This is a genomic window from bacterium (assembly GCA_035527515.1).
Lineage (GTDB): Bacteria > B130-G9 > B130-G9 > B130-G9 > B130-G9 > B130-G9.
Map to the genome: position 1 here is coordinate 1 of DATLAJ010000182.1, position 17,889 is coordinate 17,889.

A 17,889-nucleotide genomic window follows, 5' to 3' on the forward strand; every position below is an offset into this window, starting at 1 on the left:
GCCGGAAGACCGGCCCTTGAAATCCGACACGGCGGTGCAGGTCTCAGACAAACTGGTTGGGGCGGTCCTGTCAGAGAACGGTCTCGCCCTGAAATCTCACGGTCTGAGCTTCGTGGGTGGTCGTTTGGCGGGGGGTAATCTCGACCGGAGCGAGCTTTTGTCCCTTCGCGAGAAAGAGCTGCAGGACTTTCTGAAAGAGACAGTGTCGGAGCTTGCGACCGGCCCGCGTTTTGACTCTCTACCCACGCCGGAGACGAACGCTGCGGATGTCCGGGCTGAGCTGGACATAGCCCGCAGAACAGCCACGGAGATAATCAAGCTTCGCTCATTCATCAAGGCGTCGTTGGAGGTTGAGGTCGAGGAGGTTTCAGAGGTAGTTAAGCAACTGAAGTCCTCGATAGTCGAGGGGCTTAGGCCGTCTAGTGCAGGGGATAAGGATGTCAGAGAACTTCAGGCCGTTGTCGCCTCGCTGAGGCGAGATATTGCGAGGCTCGGGAAGCAGGTTCAGGATGAGATGTCCCAAGCCCTCAGGTCAGACATGATAAAGGATTTTCTCTTTGTGATTGACGATCTTTCTCGTATTATGAAGCACGTTAAGAATGACACCACCCGTGGTCTCTATGAGGGGCTTGAGATGGTTGTCTCAAGGCTGGAAAGGGCGTTTATGGCGCACGACATCCGTCGCATTAAAGCGATAGGTGAGATGTTTGATCCGTCCGTGCATGATTGTGCGGACATAAAGAAAGTGGCTGGCTGCAAGGATGGCGTTGTTTTGGAGGAAGTGTCGTGTGGGTTTACGATCGGCGATAAGGTGTTGCGGCCGGCAAAAGTTATTGTCTGCGGATAATCAAAAACAAGTGAATGGGAGTTCCCCATGGGGTTCATAGTAGGAATAGACTTAGGCACAACCAACTCGGCGGTAGCCATAATCGACAACGGGTCCCCGCGGATAATCCCAAACAGAGACGGTATGCCAGTTACTCCATCAGTCGTGGGGCTATTTGAGGAGAAGGGCAAGACCAGGGTAGTCGTGGGCGAGCAGGCCAAGAGGCAGCTTGTGGTCCACCCAGAACGAACTGTTGCGGAGATCAAGCGTTCAATGGGGACAGACTATCGCGTGACCCTTCTGGACCGCGAATACTCGCCTCAGGAGGTCTCTGCTGCGATTTTAAGAAGCCTCAAGGACGACGTTGAGCTGTTCCTGGGCGAGTCTGTGACCGACGCCGTGATCACCGTTCCGGCCTATTTCCAGGACGCCCAACGGCAGGCAACAAAGGACGCTGGGGAGATAGCTGGGCTTACTGTCCGCCGAATAATAAACGAGCCCACGGCCGCCGCGCTCGCCTACGACGTTGACCGGCGCTCCGACCAGATGCTCTTGGTTTACGACCTCGGTGGTGGGACGTTTGACGTTTCGATAATCGAGGTGAATCCGGGGATAATGGAAGTAATCGCGACGACAGGAGACTCGCATCTCGGGGGGACGGACTTTGACCACCGGATCGTTGACTGGGTCCTGGCGTGGTTCGAGGAGGAGTATGGGATCGACTTGCGCAAGGACCTTGTTGTGATGCAGCAGCTGAAACAGGTTTGCGAACAGGCCAAGATAGAGCTTTCATCGAATGCGAAGGCCGTCATCAGTATCCCCGCGATAGCCAGCAAAGGCAAGGAGGTAATAAACCTCTCGAAGGAGATCACCCGGTTAACGCTCGAGGACCTGATCAAGGATTATTTGGATCGGACGATAGATTTCACCAATCAGGCCTTGGAGGACTCTGAACTTACAAACCAGGAGATAAGTCAGGTGCTTCTGGTTGGCGGTTCGACCAAGATTCCGCTTGTCAGGCAAATGATCAGAAGCCGGATGAAGAAAGAGCCCTCGACGAACATTGATCCTGACGAGTGCGTGGCTTTGGGCGCGGCAGTTCAGGCGGGGCTAATCACGGGCCAGATCAAGGAGCTGGTGCTCTCCGACATCCTTTCTCATTCGCTCGGGACAGAGACGATCGGCGACACATTCGACATGCTTATCTCGAAGCACTCGTTCATCCCAACCAGCGTGAGCCAGGATTACACGACCGTGGTGGAGAATCAGCCGAGAGTTAGGATCAACGTCGTGGAGGGCGAGAGCCAAGTGGCCTCTGAGGACATCAGGCTCGGCACGTTCATCCTCGATGGCATTCCTCCTGGCCCGCCCGGCTCGCAGACGATTCGCGTGAAGTTCGACATCGACAATAACGGGATACTAACTGTAACCGCAACTAACCTTGAGACAGGCAAGGGTAACCAGATCACCATCGAGGCGTCCAAGACCAGGCTCTCGGACGAGGAGATCGTTCGGGCCAAGGACAACTTGGAAGAGCTGGCCGAGGAGGCAAGTTCCCGTAAGGAAGCCCTGCCGGACACTTACCGGGAGGCCATGGCGCTCATCACGCGGGCAGAGGGGATGGAGTTCAGAGTAACCGAGATGGAGGTCAAGAAGCTTCGCGAGCTCATACATGAAATTGAGATCGCAATGAGCCTCAACAAGTCAGACGATGTGCTCGAGAGAAGCGACGAGCTGTCGGAGCTGCTCTTCGACCTTGAGGACGCCTACGGGCACGTTGATGAGTCGGAGGACGAGGCCACCGACGAGGGTGAGCTAGCCGATTGATGCCTCGGTCTTGTGCTGCAACCCGACTGCACGGTTACATCATTGTGCAATTGATAATAGGCCCGAATGCGCTGCCCTAACTGCAAACGGGAACTCGACACGGCGCCTCGTGTGTGTCCGCACTGCGCCATGGATATTAGGATCGCCAAGTCCCTTCTTGGCAGCTATGCCGACCATCTAGCAAACGGCATCAATGCAATTCTGAGGCAAGACCTTGACCATGCCGAGACCAGCCTGCGCAAGGCGATCAGGCTTGTGGACGGGATTGCCGACGCCCACTTCTTCCTCGGCATCACGCTCGGACTGTCCCACCGCCTCGACGAGGCGATCGGAGAGTTCAAAATGGTCCCCAAAGAGCACAGATTGGGAAACGAATCTCGCCGCATAATGGACAAGATGACGGCATTGCTTAGACTTCCTGCGGAGCTCGGCCTGCCCGACGAGAGGGATAGGAAGGCAGCGGCCGTTCAGCTGGAGCGGATGTCCGACTGCATCGAGAGAATGTCTCATCTCAAGCAGGAGCTCTCGCTCAGGATGCTCTCCTCGCAAGACGCCCGGTTTGCTCACCTGGCATCGCTTGCGGACAGACTGGCCAACCTCAGAAAGAAGTCCCGGTTGACCCATGCCTGACGGTCCCTCCAAAAAGCCCCAAACGGAAGGCATAGACCTTCTCACCAAAGCATTTGACTCGTTCAGCAACGCCTCGGATTCCATGAAACGAGCCTACGAGTCGCTTCAGCAACAGGTTAGGGAGCTCAACCTCGAGGTCAAGCTCAAGAACGCCCAGCTCAAGGAAAATCTCGCCGAGCTCGAATCTGTCAAGAACTACCTCAACAACGTGCTTCAGAGCATCCAAAACGGCGTGGTGTCGGTTGACCTCGAGGGAAGGATCACGACGTTCAATAAAGCTGCCTCTACTATCTTGGGCCTTTCGCCAAGCGAGGCTGTCAGACTTCGATACTGGGAGCTGTTTGGGGACGATTTCGACCTAAACGACTCAGATGGCAAGGTGTGCGAGTTAAAATCTCGGTCTGGAGACGAACTCTCTCTATCCTTCAATGTCTCGCCCATGACCGAGCTCGATGGCAGGCCAGTCGGCCAAGTCATCTCGTTTTCGGATGTTACGCGCCTCAAGGAGCTCGAGAGCCAGCTGCGAAGGAACGCCAGACTCGCCGCCATGGGCGAGATGGCCGCGAACCTGGCTCACGAGATACGTAATCCGCTTGGGAGCATCAAGCTGTTCGCATCAATCCTAGAGCGCAACCTTGAGAATAGTGGTAGCGATAAGGACCTGGCCACTCACATCATGGAGACAGTCGATACTCTCGACGCCTCGATCACGAACATGCTGATATACGCTCGCTCGCCGGAGGCAGATTTCGCAAAGGTGCACATCGACGATGTTCTCCGGGAGGCCATAGAGTCTGCCACCTATGCGATCAACCAGAGCAACATCGAGGTCGCAACTGATCTTTTGGCCGGGGACATAGAGGTAATGGGTGACCCGAGGTTTTTGAAGCAGGCCTTTTCTAATATCATCTTGAACGGGGCGCAGGCGATGTTGGAGGGGGGTCGTCTGAGCGTGTCAACGCATCTGACAGAGTCAGGCTGCTTTGCTGGGTATGGACACACGATACTATCCTCGAAGAAGCCGTGCAGCAGCTATGTGGCTGTATCGATAGTTGACAGTGGCAAGGGTCTCATGGACAGTGAGATACTCAGGATATTCGAGCCTTTTTTCAGCACGAAGATAATGGGCACCGGGTTGGGGCTCTCCATAGTCAAGCGCGTAGTGCAGAGACACGATGGATGCCTATTCGTCAAGGAATCGCCTGAAGGAGGGCTGGAGTTTACCATAGCGCTGCCTCTGCCGCACCAGGACGGCCTACATTAGAGAGCCACCATGCCGCCGAAAATCCTTGTCGCAGACGATGAACCGCAGATGAGAAGCGCACTTCGCGCTGCGCTGGAGAAGTCCGGATACGACACGACACTGGTCTCGGACGGTCGCAAGGCGCTTGAGGAGGCCGAAAAGCGCGTCTATGACATGATCATAACCGACATGAAGATGCCAGGGCTGGACGGCCTGGCGCTGCTCGAGCGAATTCGGCGGGACAATCTCGCCCCAAATGTAGTCCTCATCACCGCCTACGGAACGATCGACGCAGCGGTATCCGCGATGAAGATGGGGGCCCTGGACTTCCTTCGCAAACCATTCGCGATGGCCGATCTCGAGACGGTGCTCTCAAGGGCGTTCGAGGAGCCTTTTGCCGATGGGACCGCTGAGACACATCAGGTATTCGCTTCCCGTCAGCAGGACTTCCGCGAGATCGTAACGAGCAATCCGACGTTCAAGGAGATTCTGTATCTTGCAAAACGAATCGCCCTCAGCGAGCTGACCGTCCTCGTAACCGGCGAGTCCGGAACGGGAAAAGAGCTCGTGGCGAGACTGATTCATCAGGAGAGTCGCAGGGCTCGGAATCCTTTTGTCGCCATCAATTGCGCCGCTGTCCCTGACAATTTGCTTGAGAGTGAGCTGTTCGGGTATGAGAAGGGCGCGTTCACGGGGGCCAACTCGTCTAGGCAGGGCAAGTTCGAGCTGGCGACCGGCGGCACGCTTCTTCTAGATGAGATCGGCGAGATGCCGCTCACTTTGCAGGCGAAGCTTCTGAGAGTGCTCCAGGAGCGGGAGGTTGACCGCGTTGGCGGCCGTTTCCCCATTCCAATCGATACAAGGGTGATAGTAACAACCAACTGCAACTTGGTAGAAAGGGTCGAGGAGGGCAGATTCCGCGAGGACCTGTTCTACCGGATTAACGTCATCCCGCTCGAGCTTCTTTCCCTTCGGGAACGCAAAGAGGACATAGTTACGCTCTCACACTACTTCTGCGAGATGTATTGCCGGGAGATCGGCAAGCCAACCAAGTATCTCTCAGAGGAGGCGGCGGCCTTCGTGTTCGATTATGATTGGCCCGGCAATGTCCGGGAATTGGAGAACGCTATCCAGAGGGGTGTTGTCCTTTCTACGACCGATCGCATCGAGATATACGACCTCATCTGGGACGCGAGGAGAAAGCGAATACCCATGGTCAATACTCGCGGTGCTGAAGAGGCTTCACCCAAACGGAAGGTCGAAGTCGAAGTCGGCACCTCGCTAGCCGAGACGGAGAAGAAACTGATACTCGCGACGCTCGAGCAGACGAACGGTAAAAAAGCACAGGCGGCCGAAATACTGGGCGTAACGGTGCGAACGCTTCGCAATAAACTGAACCTTTACAGGAAAGAAGAAGACCCGAAGGACAGGAAAAATGAGTCGCAAGAAGCCCGCACATAAATCGGACGCAGAGCGCCGAAAAGAATCAGCCCAACAGAAGGCCAAGAGAATCATCGCCTCGCAAGCGCGCCCCCGCGATCTGGTCAAAAAAACGGGGCCGGACGGGGCAGGTCAGACGCCCAGCTCGATCTTCGCTCAGAACATGGAGCGCGTCCGGCGCAGCCGCGAGTGGCTTTTTGACCGCCTTTCCGAAACGCCTCAGACGCTCAGCCTCAACGTCCGCCAAACCGAAAGCGGGAGGCCAACGCTCGCTGTTACCACTAAAGACGGAGAAGTGACGCTGCTGCACTCCGAGCATGACCCACTGGCTGAGGCCATAAAGCATGTCTCCACGGTCAAGCTCGAGGAGGCGGAGTATCTCATTATCCTCGGCTTCGGGCTTGGCTACCACGTCCTTGAAGCCATGAGGCGCGTCCCACCTAACTGCAAGGTCTTCATCATCGAGCAGAGCGCCGACATCTTCCGGGCTGCGATGCACGTTTTCGACCTGGGGGCTGTCATCTCGCCGCCGGATGTCAAGATATTCGTTGGAACTGATCTTCACGAGATCATGCCAGCCCTTCAGGATGACTTTAAGACATTCAAATACCACAACATAAAAATCGTCATCCATCCCCCATCTGCCGCTCTATTCCCAACCTACAAGCAGGTCCTAGACAACTTGAACAGGGTCCTCAGAATCGTCCAGATCAACGTCAACACCGTGCGGTTCTTCTCCCGGCTGTGGCTTAAGCACAATCTGCTTAACCTGCCCAAGATCGTCAGAAGCCCAGGCGTCAAAAGCCTGCTCAACCAGTTCCCCGGCAAGCCAGCCATTCTTGTCTCAGCGGGCCCGTCACTGGACAAGAACATCGACCGGCTGCGTAAGGCCGTGGGCAAAGCTATCATCCTCTCCGCCGATACATGCCTCCGGCCGCTCCTCGCACATGGCATAAGGCCGAACTTCGTCCAGGCCATCGACGCACAGCCCATCACCTATCGCCATTTCTCGGGCCTCGACCTCTCGGACATCTGCCTGGTCGGCGTTACGAGGCTGCCGCCACAGGTCATCGAGCTCTTCTCCGATCACATCTTCCTCGGCAACGACCTGAACAACAAGGTCTGGGAATCGATTGAGCCTTATTTCGAGCGCCTCGGCACCTTGGGCTCTGGGTCCACGGTCGCGGTGTTAGGTTTTGACCTTGCGAGAATGATGGGCTGCGACCCCATAATCTTCGTCGGGCAGGATTTCTCCTACGCATACGGTCGCGCATACGCCCAGGGCACGATGGTCTCAAACGACATGCTCTCTGAGCTCTCGACTTTCAACACCCTGGACACGCTGACTGAAGCGGAAAAGGCCAAACAGCAGATCATCAGGACGAGCGACATAACTGGCAACGAGCCGCTCTTGGATATGCACGGCCGACCCACGGAGATGTCTGACGGGATGCAGGGCTGGCTCACGTGGTTCACGCTGGAGATCAAGCGCACCAAGGCCAAGTGCATCAACGCCTCGGAGGCGGGCATCTTGACGGACGGCGTGGAGATCATGCCGCTCGATGAGGCAATAATGAGGTACTGCACCGAACCTGTCGATGTTACCAAGAGCATGGCTCCGAAGCTCGGCAGAAGGGGGAAACAGGAGCTTAAGACCGTCGCCAAAAAACTCGCCTCAATTGGGCGGGAGCTCGAGAAAGTGCTCACTGAGGCCGAGTCGCTCGCTCCGGACGGGGCTGCCGGCGATAAGGAGGTTAAACGCCTTCTTGGGCTGCGCGCCGAGGGCCAGGTCTGTGAACCCGTAGCACCGCTCATCGACTGGCACAAGCAGCGTAATCGCAGCAAGGCGGGCGATGACAGGCTCAAGTCCGAGTCGCAGGCAATGGCTTTTGCCTGCCGGTTCGCTATCGAGCAGCTGAAGCAATCCGAGGCTCTGCTCAGCGTTTGAGGCCCGGCATTTATCTAAAGATCACGCAGATTGTAGAGGCTGTCCAATAAGTCGGTTTCTACGGGGATGACGCAGCGGGGTATGCCACATGTAGGGGCAGGCCTTGTGTCTGCCCGAATATATAGATGGGCGGAGACAAGCCCCGCCCCTACACAGCCTCGGTGGTCGGAAGGCGGTCGCTGGATCAAGCTGTCACGAACGCCCCGATAATCAGATTGATGGTGATTGACCTCGCATGGACCAGGACAGCCAGAAAGGCCGTCCCACACCCGGTCTAACGAAAGCGGCGTCGCCTCAATCCAATCTTCGTGGACCTCGACTGCCAACGCCCGCACGAGCCGCAGGCAGCTCTCGGCATTCGGCATCCTTATGTTGTCGATCTCGGTTGACCGTCATTTGGCGAATGAGGAACTTCTGATATGTTGATTTGTTTCTCTACTTAAATGAAGGGGCAGTCATTGCAGTGAATAGGTATTCAGGGTGTTGAGGAAGGGGTTATGGCAAGATTGAATGAGCTAAGAAAAGAACAATGGGACGAGATAATGAGGAGGTCCATCTATAGGGTGACTGTGGGACTTCTGAATGATCGCGGCCTCGGTGGGTTGACGATGGCGCGCGTGGCGAAGGCGGCAGAGGTTTCGACCGGCACGTTGTATAACTACGTCAAGGATAAGGATGATTTGCTGTCGCACGTCATAGACATGACCTTCGAACCCATTCGTAGAGCTATTGTTGCCATTTCTGAGAGAGTGCTAAGCCCGCCAGATAAGCTGCGAGCGCTCATAGTTGTTATTTTCAAGGGCTTTGAGGATAACAAAGCTATGATAGCAATCATGTATCAGGCAACAGCGAGTACCTTGGCGGCTCAGCGTCGCAAGGCTTCGATACAAGAGACTTTGTTGGATATGGTGCTCAGCATCCTGGACGAGGGCATGCGCGAAGGGTGCTTCCGTCAATGTGACAGAGTTCTTGCCGGTCGGCTGATCATGGCAATCATGGATGGTTACCTCCTGTCTGCTCTTGATGGTGGGGATAGGGTTGGCGTTGGTGAGAAGGAGGCCTTGGCGTGCGCGGATTTGCTCCTTAATGGTCTCTCCACGCGAAGTCAGGCTGACACTCGCAAGGGACCGGATGCTACAAACGCTGCGAAAAGAGGGAAATGAAGAGATGTCATTTGCGAATATCAAGTATAAACGAGCCATGCTTCTTGCCTTGGTTGCACTTTGGTGCCTGTGTTCTGTGACTATCAGTTGTGGTCCTGATTCGGAAGGTAACGCCGACAAAAACGATACGGCTAAGCAACCTCGCGTGCGAGTTGCCTTGACCCCCATTTCCAAACGGACATTCGAGAGGCGGGTCGTTATGCAGGGCAATCTGGAGGCCAAGAACTTCGCTGATGTCTCGGCACGGGTCGAGGGCACAATAGATGCGGTTTTCGTTGATGAAGGCGACCACGTTGTGGCCGGCAAGACAAAGCTCTTTCAGGTCGACTCTCTCAATCTGCGGCGGGCAGTTGATGTTCGTCGTCAGGACCTGGCGGTGGCTAAGTGCTCGCTGCGAGAGGCCCAGGCCGGCCTTGAGCAAGTTGACGCGCAGCTGGAGAAGGCCGATCTCGACCTGCGGCGTTATGAGCGGCTTCATAAGAGCAACACAGTGTCATCTGACGCCTTCGAGCAAGTCCAAAGCCAGCATAAGCAGATAAAGGCGGCTCATAAACATTCAGTAAGCCTTGTGGACCTCCAAAGGGAGCTCGTGCGGCAGGCCGAAATAGCACTTTCCATCGCAGAGAAGAACCTCAGCGACTCTCTAGTCTATGCTCCCATAGACGGTACTGTGAGCAGGAAATACCACGAGGTCGGAGAAATGCCAGAGAAGGGCAAACCTGTGCTTCGTATCGAGGATACTTCAGTTATCGAGGTCTCTGCGTTTCTGCCTGCTCAGTTCTATGCGGATGTTCGTCCGGGGGAGACGCTGATGAGCGTTCGGGTTGGTGAAAGAGACGTGGGGGATTTTGCAGTATCCTACAGAAGCCCGACGGTCGATCCTCAATTGCGCACATTCGAGGTGAAGTGCACGCTCGTGGACCCACCGGAAGGTGTCGTGCCGGGCGCGATGGCTGACGTGAGCATAGTTCTTGAGCGAACAGAGGGGCTGGGCGTGCCCTCACAGGCCGTACAGCATCGAGGCGACGACGAGGTTGTCTTCGTTGTCGGGAGCGAAACAGCTCGCTCGGTCAAGGTGGAAACGGGCCTTCAGACAGACGGTTACGTTCTTCTGAAGAACTGCGCATTGAGCGAGGGTGCGCCCGTCGTAACCCAGGGCCAGAACTTCCTGAATGACGGGTCGCCGGTTAAGGTTCTTGCGGAGGGCGATTGATGTTTCTGTCCAACGCATCGGTCCGAAGGCCCATTGCAATGGGCTGCCTCATAATCGCCTTGTCCCTTTTGGGCATCAATAGCTATAGAAAGATGAATCTCGAGCTTATGCCCAAAGTCGATGTGCCCTACATTACGATTACGACGGTCTATCCCGGCGCAAGCCCCAAGGAGATTGAGACTGACATCGCCAAGAGGATTGAGGACCAGATGGTGACAATCGATGGCCTCAAGCACATCAATTCGGCCTGCATGGAGAATGCCTGCCAGACGTTTTTGGAGTTCCATCTCGAGGTCGATGTGGACATAGCTGCCACAGATGTGCGTGAGAAGTTGGACCTGATCAGGTCCGATTTCCCTGAAGGCGTCGAGGACCCGAAAATACTGAAATTCGATTTGAATGCGGCGCCCATCATCCAGTTGGCGCTCACGGGTGACGCCTCAATCGACGATCTCTATGACTACGCTGACAACACCCTTCGAGACCGGATCACCGTGCTTCCGGGCGTGGCGGACGTTCAGTTAATCGGCGGCGCCGAGCGGGAGGTTCACGTCTCACTGGACAGGCGGGAGCTTGCGGCCCGTGGGCTCTCTAGCACGGACGTAGTGGGCGCTATCCAGCAAGGCATCCGGACAATCCCTTCGGGCAGGATCAGGGAGAAGGGCGTCGAGTATGCGGTGAAATTCGACGCAGATTACGACCGGGTTGAGGACATCGGTGAGCTGGAGGTCGCCAGCAAAGAGGGCCAGCGCTGCTACATCAAGGACATTGGGCGGGTCCACATGACCACAGAGGAGCTCAGACAGAAAGCAGACATCAACGGTCGGCCCTGCGTAGCGATCAAGGTGGTTAAGAAGGCTGACGCCAATGCGGTTCGGGTTGTGAATATGGTCCGTGAGGCGATGGATGAACTCAAGCAGCAGCTGCCGGGGGGAATGGAGCTCGTATGGGTTACAGACACCGGCCGCTTCATTGAATCAACCGTGGATAGTGCATGGCTTAACGTGGGCGAAGGTATTCTTCTAACCGCCCTGATCCTGTTCCTATTCCTATACAATCTTCGCGCCTTACTGGTCGTCTCGATTACGATGCCGCTTACGATCGTAATCGGGCTGTTCTTCATGCAAGCGCTCGGCTATACCCTCAACGCGCCTACGCTAATGGCCATGGGAATGTCAGTCGGGATACTGGTCACAAACTCTATCGTTGTGCTTGAGGCGATTATCAAGCGCCTCGATGAGACGGGCGACGTCAGAAAGTCAGCTTGCGTCGGAGCAAGTACCGCCTTCATAGCGGTTCTCGCCAGCGCGGGCACCAATATAGTCGTGCTCTTCCCGATAGCGATTATGGGCGGCATGATGGGCATCTTCATCAAGTTCTTCGCGGTCACGATGTTGATTATGACGGCGGTGTCGCTGTTCATTTCGTTTACGCTCACTCCGCTTCTATGCTCCGTAATTTTACGGGCCAGGGTGTCTTCATCCCAATCCTTGCTCGCGAAGATGGAAGGGGGTTGGAACAAGGGATTCGTGCGGGTCATCAATGGCTATCGTGCTGTGCTGGCATTCACTGAGCGGCGGAGATGGGCGGCGATATCATTCATGGTGGTTGTTGCACTCGCTCTTCTGCAATCTATAGCTATGATTCCGCGCCTGGGAATGGGATTCATGTCTGAGCCAGACCAAGGCACGATTATTGTCAAGCTCGAGTTTCCCACCCACAACGATCTCGGCAAGACAGCGCTGCAACTGCGTCAGGCTGAGGAACTGCTGAGAGACGTTCCCGAGGTGCGCCATTCATTGAGTACGATCGGCAAGGTCGAGGGCGCCATGGGCCAGGCGACCGAGGGCGTCCATCTAACTCAGATACTGCTCAAGTTCAGCGACAGAGATGAGCGAAAGATTACCATTGGGGAGCTAATGGAGGAGGTCCGGACTAGATTGGCCGATATGCCCGACTGCATCGTATCATTATCGATACCCTCGCCCGTCGGCGGTCAATCGTCCGATATAGAACTTGAGATCGCCGGAGAGAACCTCGACACACTTGACGACCTGGCGCTGAAGGTTAAGGGCCTTGCCCGCCAAATCGGCGGCGTGACTGATCTGGATACAACCGTCCGGATAGGCAAGCCCGAGCTTCGCATTGAACCCAAACGGGCGGTGCTATCCGACATCGGTCTTCCGGCCGCGTCCTTGGGGATGGCGATGAGAGCGAATCTCGAGGGCATTACCGCCGGCACATTCAAGCAGGGGGCGAGGAATTACGACATCGTGGTGGAACTTGAAGAGGAGGAGGGAAAGGAGCAGGTTCAGCAGTTTCTTTTTCCCGGGGTTCCTGGACATCCTTTGTTGCTGACAAGCTTGGGTCAGATAGAGGAGAGCCTTTCTCCAGTCCAGATCACGCGCAAGGACAAGCGGCGAGTGTCGAAGACGTTTGCTAACCTTCTGCACGGAAAACCTATGGGCACGGCTGTGAGCCAGATAGGTGAGAAGATTGACGATGCGAATATCATTCCTCCGGGATATGGCTACACATTCGCTGGCATGTATGAAGTTATGGCTGAGGGTCAGGCAGGACTGGCCGAAGCTGCCATCATCGCAGCGATGCTAGTGATTCTCACTCTGTCAGCGATTCTGGAGTCATTCAAGCAGCCCATTGTAATAATCGTGACGCTTCCACTTACAATAATCGGGATAATTTGGGCACTGTTCATAACTGGGAAGAGCATTGAGATATTCGTTCTCGTCGGCGCCGTTATGCTCATCGGCATCGTGGTCAACAACGCCATCTTGATCATAGACCAATTCAACGTCCACCTGAGGGAGGGTGTCCCGCGACACAAGGCGATGATTGGCGCAGCATGCGAACGCTTCAGACCTATCGTCATGATTACGTTGGCCGCAGTCTTGGGGATGCTGCCGATGGCGTTTGGAACCGGGATAGGGGCGGAGATGAGAAACGCGATCGGAATCGCCTCGGCCGGCGGCATACTCGTCTCCGGCATCCTCACCGTCTTAGTATTGCCAATAATATATGACCTTTTCACACGCAGAGGGAAAACTACGAAGCAGCGCTCCACCAATGGCGCCGGAGAATAGCTGTGTATGAAAAGTCTGAAGAATTGTGAGTCATGGCCTCTTGGTAATCATCACTGTTGTCATTTCTTAGGCGGTTTTTGTCAGGAAGTTCTTTTTGTGCTCTGCGAGCAACTGCATGTTCAGATAGCGCTCGCCTCAATCCAATCCTCGTGGACCGGGACAGCCAAAGCCCGCACGAGCCGCAGGCAACTCTCGGCATTCGGGAAGATACGCACCGCCCGCGTCCGACGCCTAATCTCCTCTGAAACACTACCCTTGACAGCTGGGCGCCCTTGATCCTAGATAGACGCTCCTATAAGTGGCGATCATTTATTTGCGGAGGTGAGTCATGGAGCGCGACGAGGCACTCAAACTTGTTAAACAGAGCGTCAAGAACAAGAATCTCGTGAAACACATGCTGGCGACCGAGGCGGTAATGGGGGCGTTGGCCGAGCGATTCGGCGAGGAGGTGAGGAATTGGGGCCTTGCGGGCCTTCTCCACGACATCGATTACGACGAGACGGCCAGTGATTTTGCGAGGCACGGGTTTATGTCGGCTAAGATTCTTGAAGAGAAAGGCGTTGATGATGCGATTCTTCATGCGATCAAGGCGCATCCGGGCCACATCCCAGCCGAGACGAGGATGGCAAAGGCGCTTTACGCGGTGGACCCGCTGACAGGGCTGATCGTTGCGGCAGCGTTGATACATCCGGACAAGAAGCTCGGTTCAATCGACGGGCAGTTCGTTCTGAATCGCTTCAAGGAGAAGCAATTTGCGAGGGGAGCCAATCGCGAGCAGATCAAAACCTGCGATCGGCTCGGAATGACGCTTCAGGAGTTCGTTGAGGTGGCACTTTCGGCGATGCAGGGCATAAGCAAGGAGCTGGGCTTGTAGCCCGTCTGGTTGTTCTCCGAGCTGGCTGGCTGGCTAAAGCTGGCGAGTTGTAGTTACATTCGTGGTCAACTGCGACGGAACCCACAACCTACATCCCGGACCGGATAATAATCTTGACACTAGGAGGTATGCTTCTTAGATTTCCTCACGGTGAATAATGATGTGCCGAGATAGCTCAGTCGGTAGAGCGAAGGACTGAAAATCCTTAGGTCCGCAGTTCGATTCTGCGTCTCGGCATTTTCCTCTTTTTGTGCTTCAATGATCTGATCAGTGGGGCCTTTTCTGTTAAGCTAATTATGGGGTGGGTCATGTCAGAAGTAGAAGATGTCTATGCACGGGAGATACTCGATTCACGAGGGAATCCGACGCTGGAGGCGCTGGTTCTGCTAGAGAGTGGTGCGTATGGCCGTGCCGCCGTCCCTTCCGGTGCGTCGGTTGGGACGCGAGAGGCGCTTGAGCTTCGTGACGGCGACAAGAGCCGGTTTGGAGGCAAGGGCGTTCTGAAGGCGGTTGGCGCGGTGAATGAGACCATTGCGGTGGAGATATGTGGTCTCGACGCTCTGAATCAAGCTGCGATTGATAGCGTTATGATCGAGCTGGACGGGACCGAGAACAAGAGCCGTCTGGGCGCCAACGCAATACTCGGCGTTTCGCTGGCGGTTGCGAAAGCTGCGGCGTTGGAGTTGGGGCTTCCGCTTTACAGATACATCGGTGGAGTCAATGCAAAGGTTCTGCCAGTTCCGCTGGTCAATATCGTGAACGGTGGAATTCATGCCGATAACCCGCTCGATATTCAGGAGTTTATGATAGTGCCTGTGGGCGCCCCTACTTTTGCCGCAGCGATTCGGATGTGCGCCGAGGTATTTCACACGCTAAAGGACCTCCTGAAAGCGAAAGGCCACGCGACTTCGGTCGGAGATGAGGGCGGTTTCGCTCCCAACATCGGTTCCGCGGACGAGGCGCTTGGTTTGATGGTTGACGCGATTGAGAAGGCGGGCTACAAGCCGGGCGATGACGTATCGCTTGCGTTGGACTCGGCTGCGAGCGAGTTCTACAAGGACGGCAAGTACATTCTCTCTGGGGAGAGCAGAGCGCTTTCCTCGGGCGAGATGGTCAAGTTCTATCAGGGCCTCGTTGACAAATATCCGATCGTCTCGATCGAGGACGGCATGGCGGAGGAGGATGAGGCCGGTTGGAGGGCTCTGATGGAGGCGATGGGCGATAGGATACAGATAGTCGGCGACGATCTATTAGTTACGAACACCAAGCTTATCGCCGCGGGAATCGAGAACAGACTGGCCAATTCCGTGCTGATTAAGTTGAACCAGATCGGAACGCTGACCGAGACGCTGGACGCCATTGAGATGGCGAAGCGGGCGTCGTGGACGGCCGTCGTCTCGCACCGTTCAGGCGAAACGGGGGATGTTTTCATTGCGGACCTCGCGGTGGCGTGCAATACTGGTCAGATAAAGACTGGCTCAGTATGTCGCGCGGAGCGTGTCGCCAAGTATAACCGGCTGCTCGAAATTGAGGAGGAGCTCGACTTCTTGGCCGAGTATCCGGGGAAAGCGGCGTTCGGGAGGTAGTTGAGCCCGGGGGGCGAAGTTCGGAGCCCGGAGCCTGAGCCAGCAGCAGTGGCGTGGGGAACTGCTGCATGCATGCGACTGACCAGGTGTGGATTCGAGGATGACCAGAGAAAGGCGTGAGAACGTAGCGATACTCGGCGGCGGCAGCTGGGGCACCGCTCTTGCGCACCTTCTCGCTACCAGCGGGCACAACGTTGCGCTTTGGGTGTTTGAGCCGGAGCTCGCGGAGGAGATGCGCGCAACAAGGGTGAACCGGGTTTTTCTGCCACAGACAACTCTTCCCGACTCGGTTCTGGTCACAAACGACATGAATGAGGCGCTGGCCGGGAGGGGCGCCGTCATCTCGATGGGCCCATCTGCGTTCGCAAGGGCGGTCTGCTCGCAAGCTGCTCCGCTTATCTCGGGTGACGTGGTGGTCTTGAACGCTGCGAAGGGTCTTGAGCCGCAGACGCTCAAGCGGATGTCGGAGGTGTTGGAGGAGGTTTTCCCCAATGTAGGCGCCGGGGGGATAGCGACCTTCTCAGGGCCGACGTTTGCCAAGGAGGTGGCCAAGCGACGGCCCACGGCAGCGGTGATCGCCTCGAAGCGCCTCGAGACGGCGAGGCGGTTCCAAAGGATGCTTTCATGTTCATACTTCAGGCTCTACACCAACAGCGACGTGGTCGGAGTTGAGTTCGGAGGCGCGCTTAAGAATATCGTCGCGATAGCGTCGGGCATCGTGGAGGGCCTCGGCCTCGGGCCGAACACCCAGGCTGCTCTGATAACGCGGGGGCTTTCTGAGATGACTAGGTTGGGGGCGGCCAACGGGGCGAAGCCAGCTACTTTCCAGGGACTGTCTGGGATTGGCGACCTGGTCTTGACTTGCACGAGCAGACTCAGCCGCAACTTCACTGTCGGGCTCGAACTCGCCCAGGGCAAGCGTCTAAAGCAGATTCTCGACGGCATGAGCATGGTTGCAGAGGGAGTGGGCACGAGCAAGTCGGCGCTTCAGCTGTCCAATATGTGCAACGTGGAGATGCCCATCACCGAGCAGATGTGCGAGGTCATGTTCGAGGACAAGCCGCCGGACGAGGCGGTCAAGGAGCTTATGGCTCGTCCCCTCAGGGATGAGATGAGCTGGTAGCGCCGGGGAGGGCGCGGCAACTACTATGACGAGGAATACTTCTGGAATAGCTGCGATAGCTATCGAGCGCTTATGGCAGATTTCTGGGGAACGATGCACGAAACCGCTGGAAGTGTCGTGGAGAATGAGCACGGGTGGTATGGTTGGCCTACTTATGACCCGTATTCGGTAGATATGGCTGCTGGTAACTTCTCGTGGCCAAAGGAAGGAACGCTGTTGTTTTGGAATTAGGCAATCAGATGAACAGCCAACATTTGGAGGTGTATCATGCGTGCAGACAGCCCTGCGCTAAGAGCTATCTCAGTAGCCTGGATGGTGATAGGCCTCTGCTCATTTCTGTTGGCATGTGCAGCCGGAGCAGAAGCCCAATACTCATCTAACGGCCATTGGATTGTGCTGGATGCGCCGTCCGGGACATCAAGCCCTTACGGGTTGGTCTTGGATCATGAATCGCAGTTGTGGGTCAACTCCTCCCTCGGCTGCATTAAGATGCTGAACGTCAATGAGTGGCGCTGGGAATTAATCGATGACTGGTCCGGCGGCGGTAATCCGGCGCTCACGCCCGACGGGAGCATCTGGTGGCCTCTTATTCTCTATTCACGGGGTTATGTGACTTGGCATTATCAGGGGCTTACAATGACCGAGGAAATGGATGGGGGTGCCCCATGTCAGGCCCAGTTGTCAGCTAGCGAGGATGGCTCAATCCTCTGTGGCGGCGTGGCTTGGTGGTCGGAGTGGGGGCTCTTTGAGAGGAAGGAGGGTGTCTGGGCGAAGAGAGGTGTCTGTGGTGAATTGCCCTGCTGCGCCTCAATGGCTCTTGCCGGTTGGCACGGGGCGGTAGCGCTGTTCCCGACACTCTGGGATGATACTGCTCCCCAGCCCCCATTGATTGAGGACGACGATGGGTCGTGCATC

The 17,889-nt window shown here is 56.0% G+C and carries 13 protein-coding genes, 1 tRNA gene and 1 pseudogene; 14 read left to right on the top strand and 1 reads right to left on the bottom strand.

What is annotated here, in order from left to right; all coding sequences use genetic code 11:
* From grpE to VM163_14330, 9 genes are all read left to right on the top strand, one after another.
* On the top strand, nucleotides 1-847 hold an 847-nt coding region (gene grpE, locus VM163_14290), incomplete at its 5' end, for a nucleotide exchange factor GrpE (protein ID HUT05047.1).
* A 27-nt stretch (nucleotides 848-874) separates the two neighbouring features.
* Nucleotides 875-2,653, top strand: coding sequence for an Hsp70 family protein (locus VM163_14295; protein HUT05048.1), 1,779 nt, complete (start codon nucleotides 875-877; stop codon nucleotides 2,651-2,653).
* A gap of 66 nt (nucleotides 2,654-2,719) precedes the next feature.
* The gene (locus VM163_14300; protein ID HUT05049.1) at nucleotides 2,720-3,283 is read left to right on the top strand and encodes a hypothetical protein; all 564 of its coding nucleotides are present in this window, start codon (nucleotides 2,720-2,722) and stop codon (nucleotides 3,281-3,283) included.
* A complete protein-coding gene (locus VM163_14305) occupies nucleotides 3,276-4,547 on the top strand; it encodes an ATP-binding protein (GenBank protein HUT05050.1) in 1,272 nt (423 codons plus the stop codon). Before VM163_14300 ends, VM163_14305 begins: the two co-directional genes overlap by 8 nt.
* Before the next feature lie 9 nt (nucleotides 4,548-4,556).
* Nucleotides 4,557-5,987: a sigma-54 dependent transcriptional regulator gene (locus VM163_14310; protein ID HUT05051.1), complete on the top strand. Its 1,431-nt coding sequence runs from the start codon at nucleotides 4,557-4,559 to the stop codon at nucleotides 5,985-5,987.
* Complete coding sequence (locus VM163_14315) at nucleotides 5,962-7,914, top strand: 6-hydroxymethylpterin diphosphokinase MptE-like protein (protein ID HUT05052.1); 1,953 nt, start codon at nucleotides 5,962-5,964, stop codon at nucleotides 7,912-7,914. The genes VM163_14310 and VM163_14315 overlap by 26 nt, the downstream gene beginning before the upstream one ends.
* A gap of 497 nt (nucleotides 7,915-8,411) precedes the next feature.
* On the top strand, nucleotides 8,412-9,077 hold the full coding sequence (locus VM163_14320) for a TetR/AcrR family transcriptional regulator (GenBank protein ID HUT05053.1): 666 nt from the start codon (nucleotides 8,412-8,414) through the stop codon (nucleotides 9,075-9,077).
* Between the two features lie 37 nt (nucleotides 9,078-9,114).
* The gene (locus tag VM163_14325; protein ID HUT05054.1) at nucleotides 9,115-10,290 is read left to right on the top strand and encodes an efflux RND transporter periplasmic adaptor subunit; all 1,176 of its coding nucleotides are present in this window, start codon (nucleotides 9,115-9,117) and stop codon (nucleotides 10,288-10,290) included.
* Entirely contained in the window at nucleotides 10,290-13,391 is a 3,102-nt protein-coding gene (locus tag VM163_14330) for an efflux RND transporter permease subunit (GenBank protein HUT05055.1), read from the top strand. The genes VM163_14325 and VM163_14330 overlap by 1 nt, the downstream gene beginning before the upstream one ends.
* A gap of 66 nt (nucleotides 13,392-13,457) precedes the next feature.
* Here the strand turns inward: VM163_14330 and VM163_14335 are convergent.
* A pseudogene (locus VM163_14335) lies at nucleotides 13,458-13,639 on the bottom strand (transposase).
* A gap of 80 nt (nucleotides 13,640-13,719) precedes the next feature.
* Between VM163_14335 and VM163_14340 the strand changes: the two are divergent.
* The 5 genes from VM163_14340 to VM163_14360 all read left to right on the top strand — a co-directional run.
* Nucleotides 13,720-14,265, top strand: a complete 546-nt coding sequence (locus tag VM163_14340) for an HD domain-containing protein (GenBank protein ID HUT05056.1) — start codon at nucleotides 13,720-13,722, stop codon at nucleotides 14,263-14,265.
* Between the two features lie 164 nt (nucleotides 14,266-14,429).
* Nucleotides 14,430-14,502, top strand: a tRNA-Phe gene (locus VM163_14345).
* Nucleotides 14,503-14,573: 71 nt separating this feature from the next.
* Nucleotides 14,574-15,851 carry a phosphopyruvate hydratase gene (eno, locus tag VM163_14350; GenBank protein HUT05057.1) on the top strand — a complete coding sequence of 426 codons (1,278 nt, stop codon included), beginning with the start codon at nucleotides 14,574-14,576 and terminating at the stop codon, nucleotides 15,849-15,851.
* Nucleotides 15,852-15,951: 100 nt separating this feature from the next.
* Nucleotides 15,952-16,974, top strand: coding sequence for an NAD(P)H-dependent glycerol-3-phosphate dehydrogenase (locus VM163_14355; GenBank protein ID HUT05058.1), 1,023 nt, complete (start codon nucleotides 15,952-15,954; stop codon nucleotides 16,972-16,974).
* A 267-nt stretch (nucleotides 16,975-17,241) separates the two neighbouring features.
* On the top strand, nucleotides 17,242-17,889 hold a 648-nt coding region (locus VM163_14360), incomplete at its 3' end, for a hypothetical protein (GenBank protein ID HUT05059.1).

What these genes read in the sequence shown, in the direction of transcription:
- VM163_14295 (HUT05048.1), top strand. Translation starts at nt 875, where the DNA reads ATGGGGTTCATAGTAGGAATAGACTTAGGCACAACCAACTCGGCGGTA.
- VM163_14300 (HUT05049.1), top strand. Translation starts at nt 2,720, where the DNA reads ATGCGCTGCCCTAACTGCAAACGGGAACTCGACACGGCGCCTCGTGTG.
- VM163_14305 (HUT05050.1), top strand. Translation starts at nt 3,276, where the DNA reads ATGCCTGACGGTCCCTCCAAAAAGCCCCAAACGGAAGGCATAGACCTT.
- VM163_14310 (HUT05051.1), top strand. Translation starts at nt 4,557, where the DNA reads ATGCCGCCGAAAATCCTTGTCGCAGACGATGAACCGCAGATGAGAAGC.
- VM163_14315 (HUT05052.1), top strand. Translation starts at nt 5,962, where the DNA reads ATGAGTCGCAAGAAGCCCGCACATAAATCGGACGCAGAGCGCCGAAAA.
- VM163_14320 (HUT05053.1), top strand. Translation starts at nt 8,412, where the DNA reads ATGGCAAGATTGAATGAGCTAAGAAAAGAACAATGGGACGAGATAATG.
- VM163_14325 (HUT05054.1), top strand. Translation starts at nt 9,115, where the DNA reads ATGCTTCTTGCCTTGGTTGCACTTTGGTGCCTGTGTTCTGTGACTATC.
- VM163_14330 (HUT05055.1), top strand. Translation starts at nt 10,290, where the DNA reads ATGTTTCTGTCCAACGCATCGGTCCGAAGGCCCATTGCAATGGGCTGC.
- VM163_14340 (HUT05056.1), top strand. Translation starts at nt 13,720, where the DNA reads ATGGAGCGCGACGAGGCACTCAAACTTGTTAAACAGAGCGTCAAGAAC.
- eno (HUT05057.1), top strand. Translation starts at nt 14,574, where the DNA reads ATGTCAGAAGTAGAAGATGTCTATGCACGGGAGATACTCGATTCACGA.
- VM163_14355 (HUT05058.1), top strand. Translation starts at nt 15,952, where the DNA reads ATGACCAGAGAAAGGCGTGAGAACGTAGCGATACTCGGCGGCGGCAGC.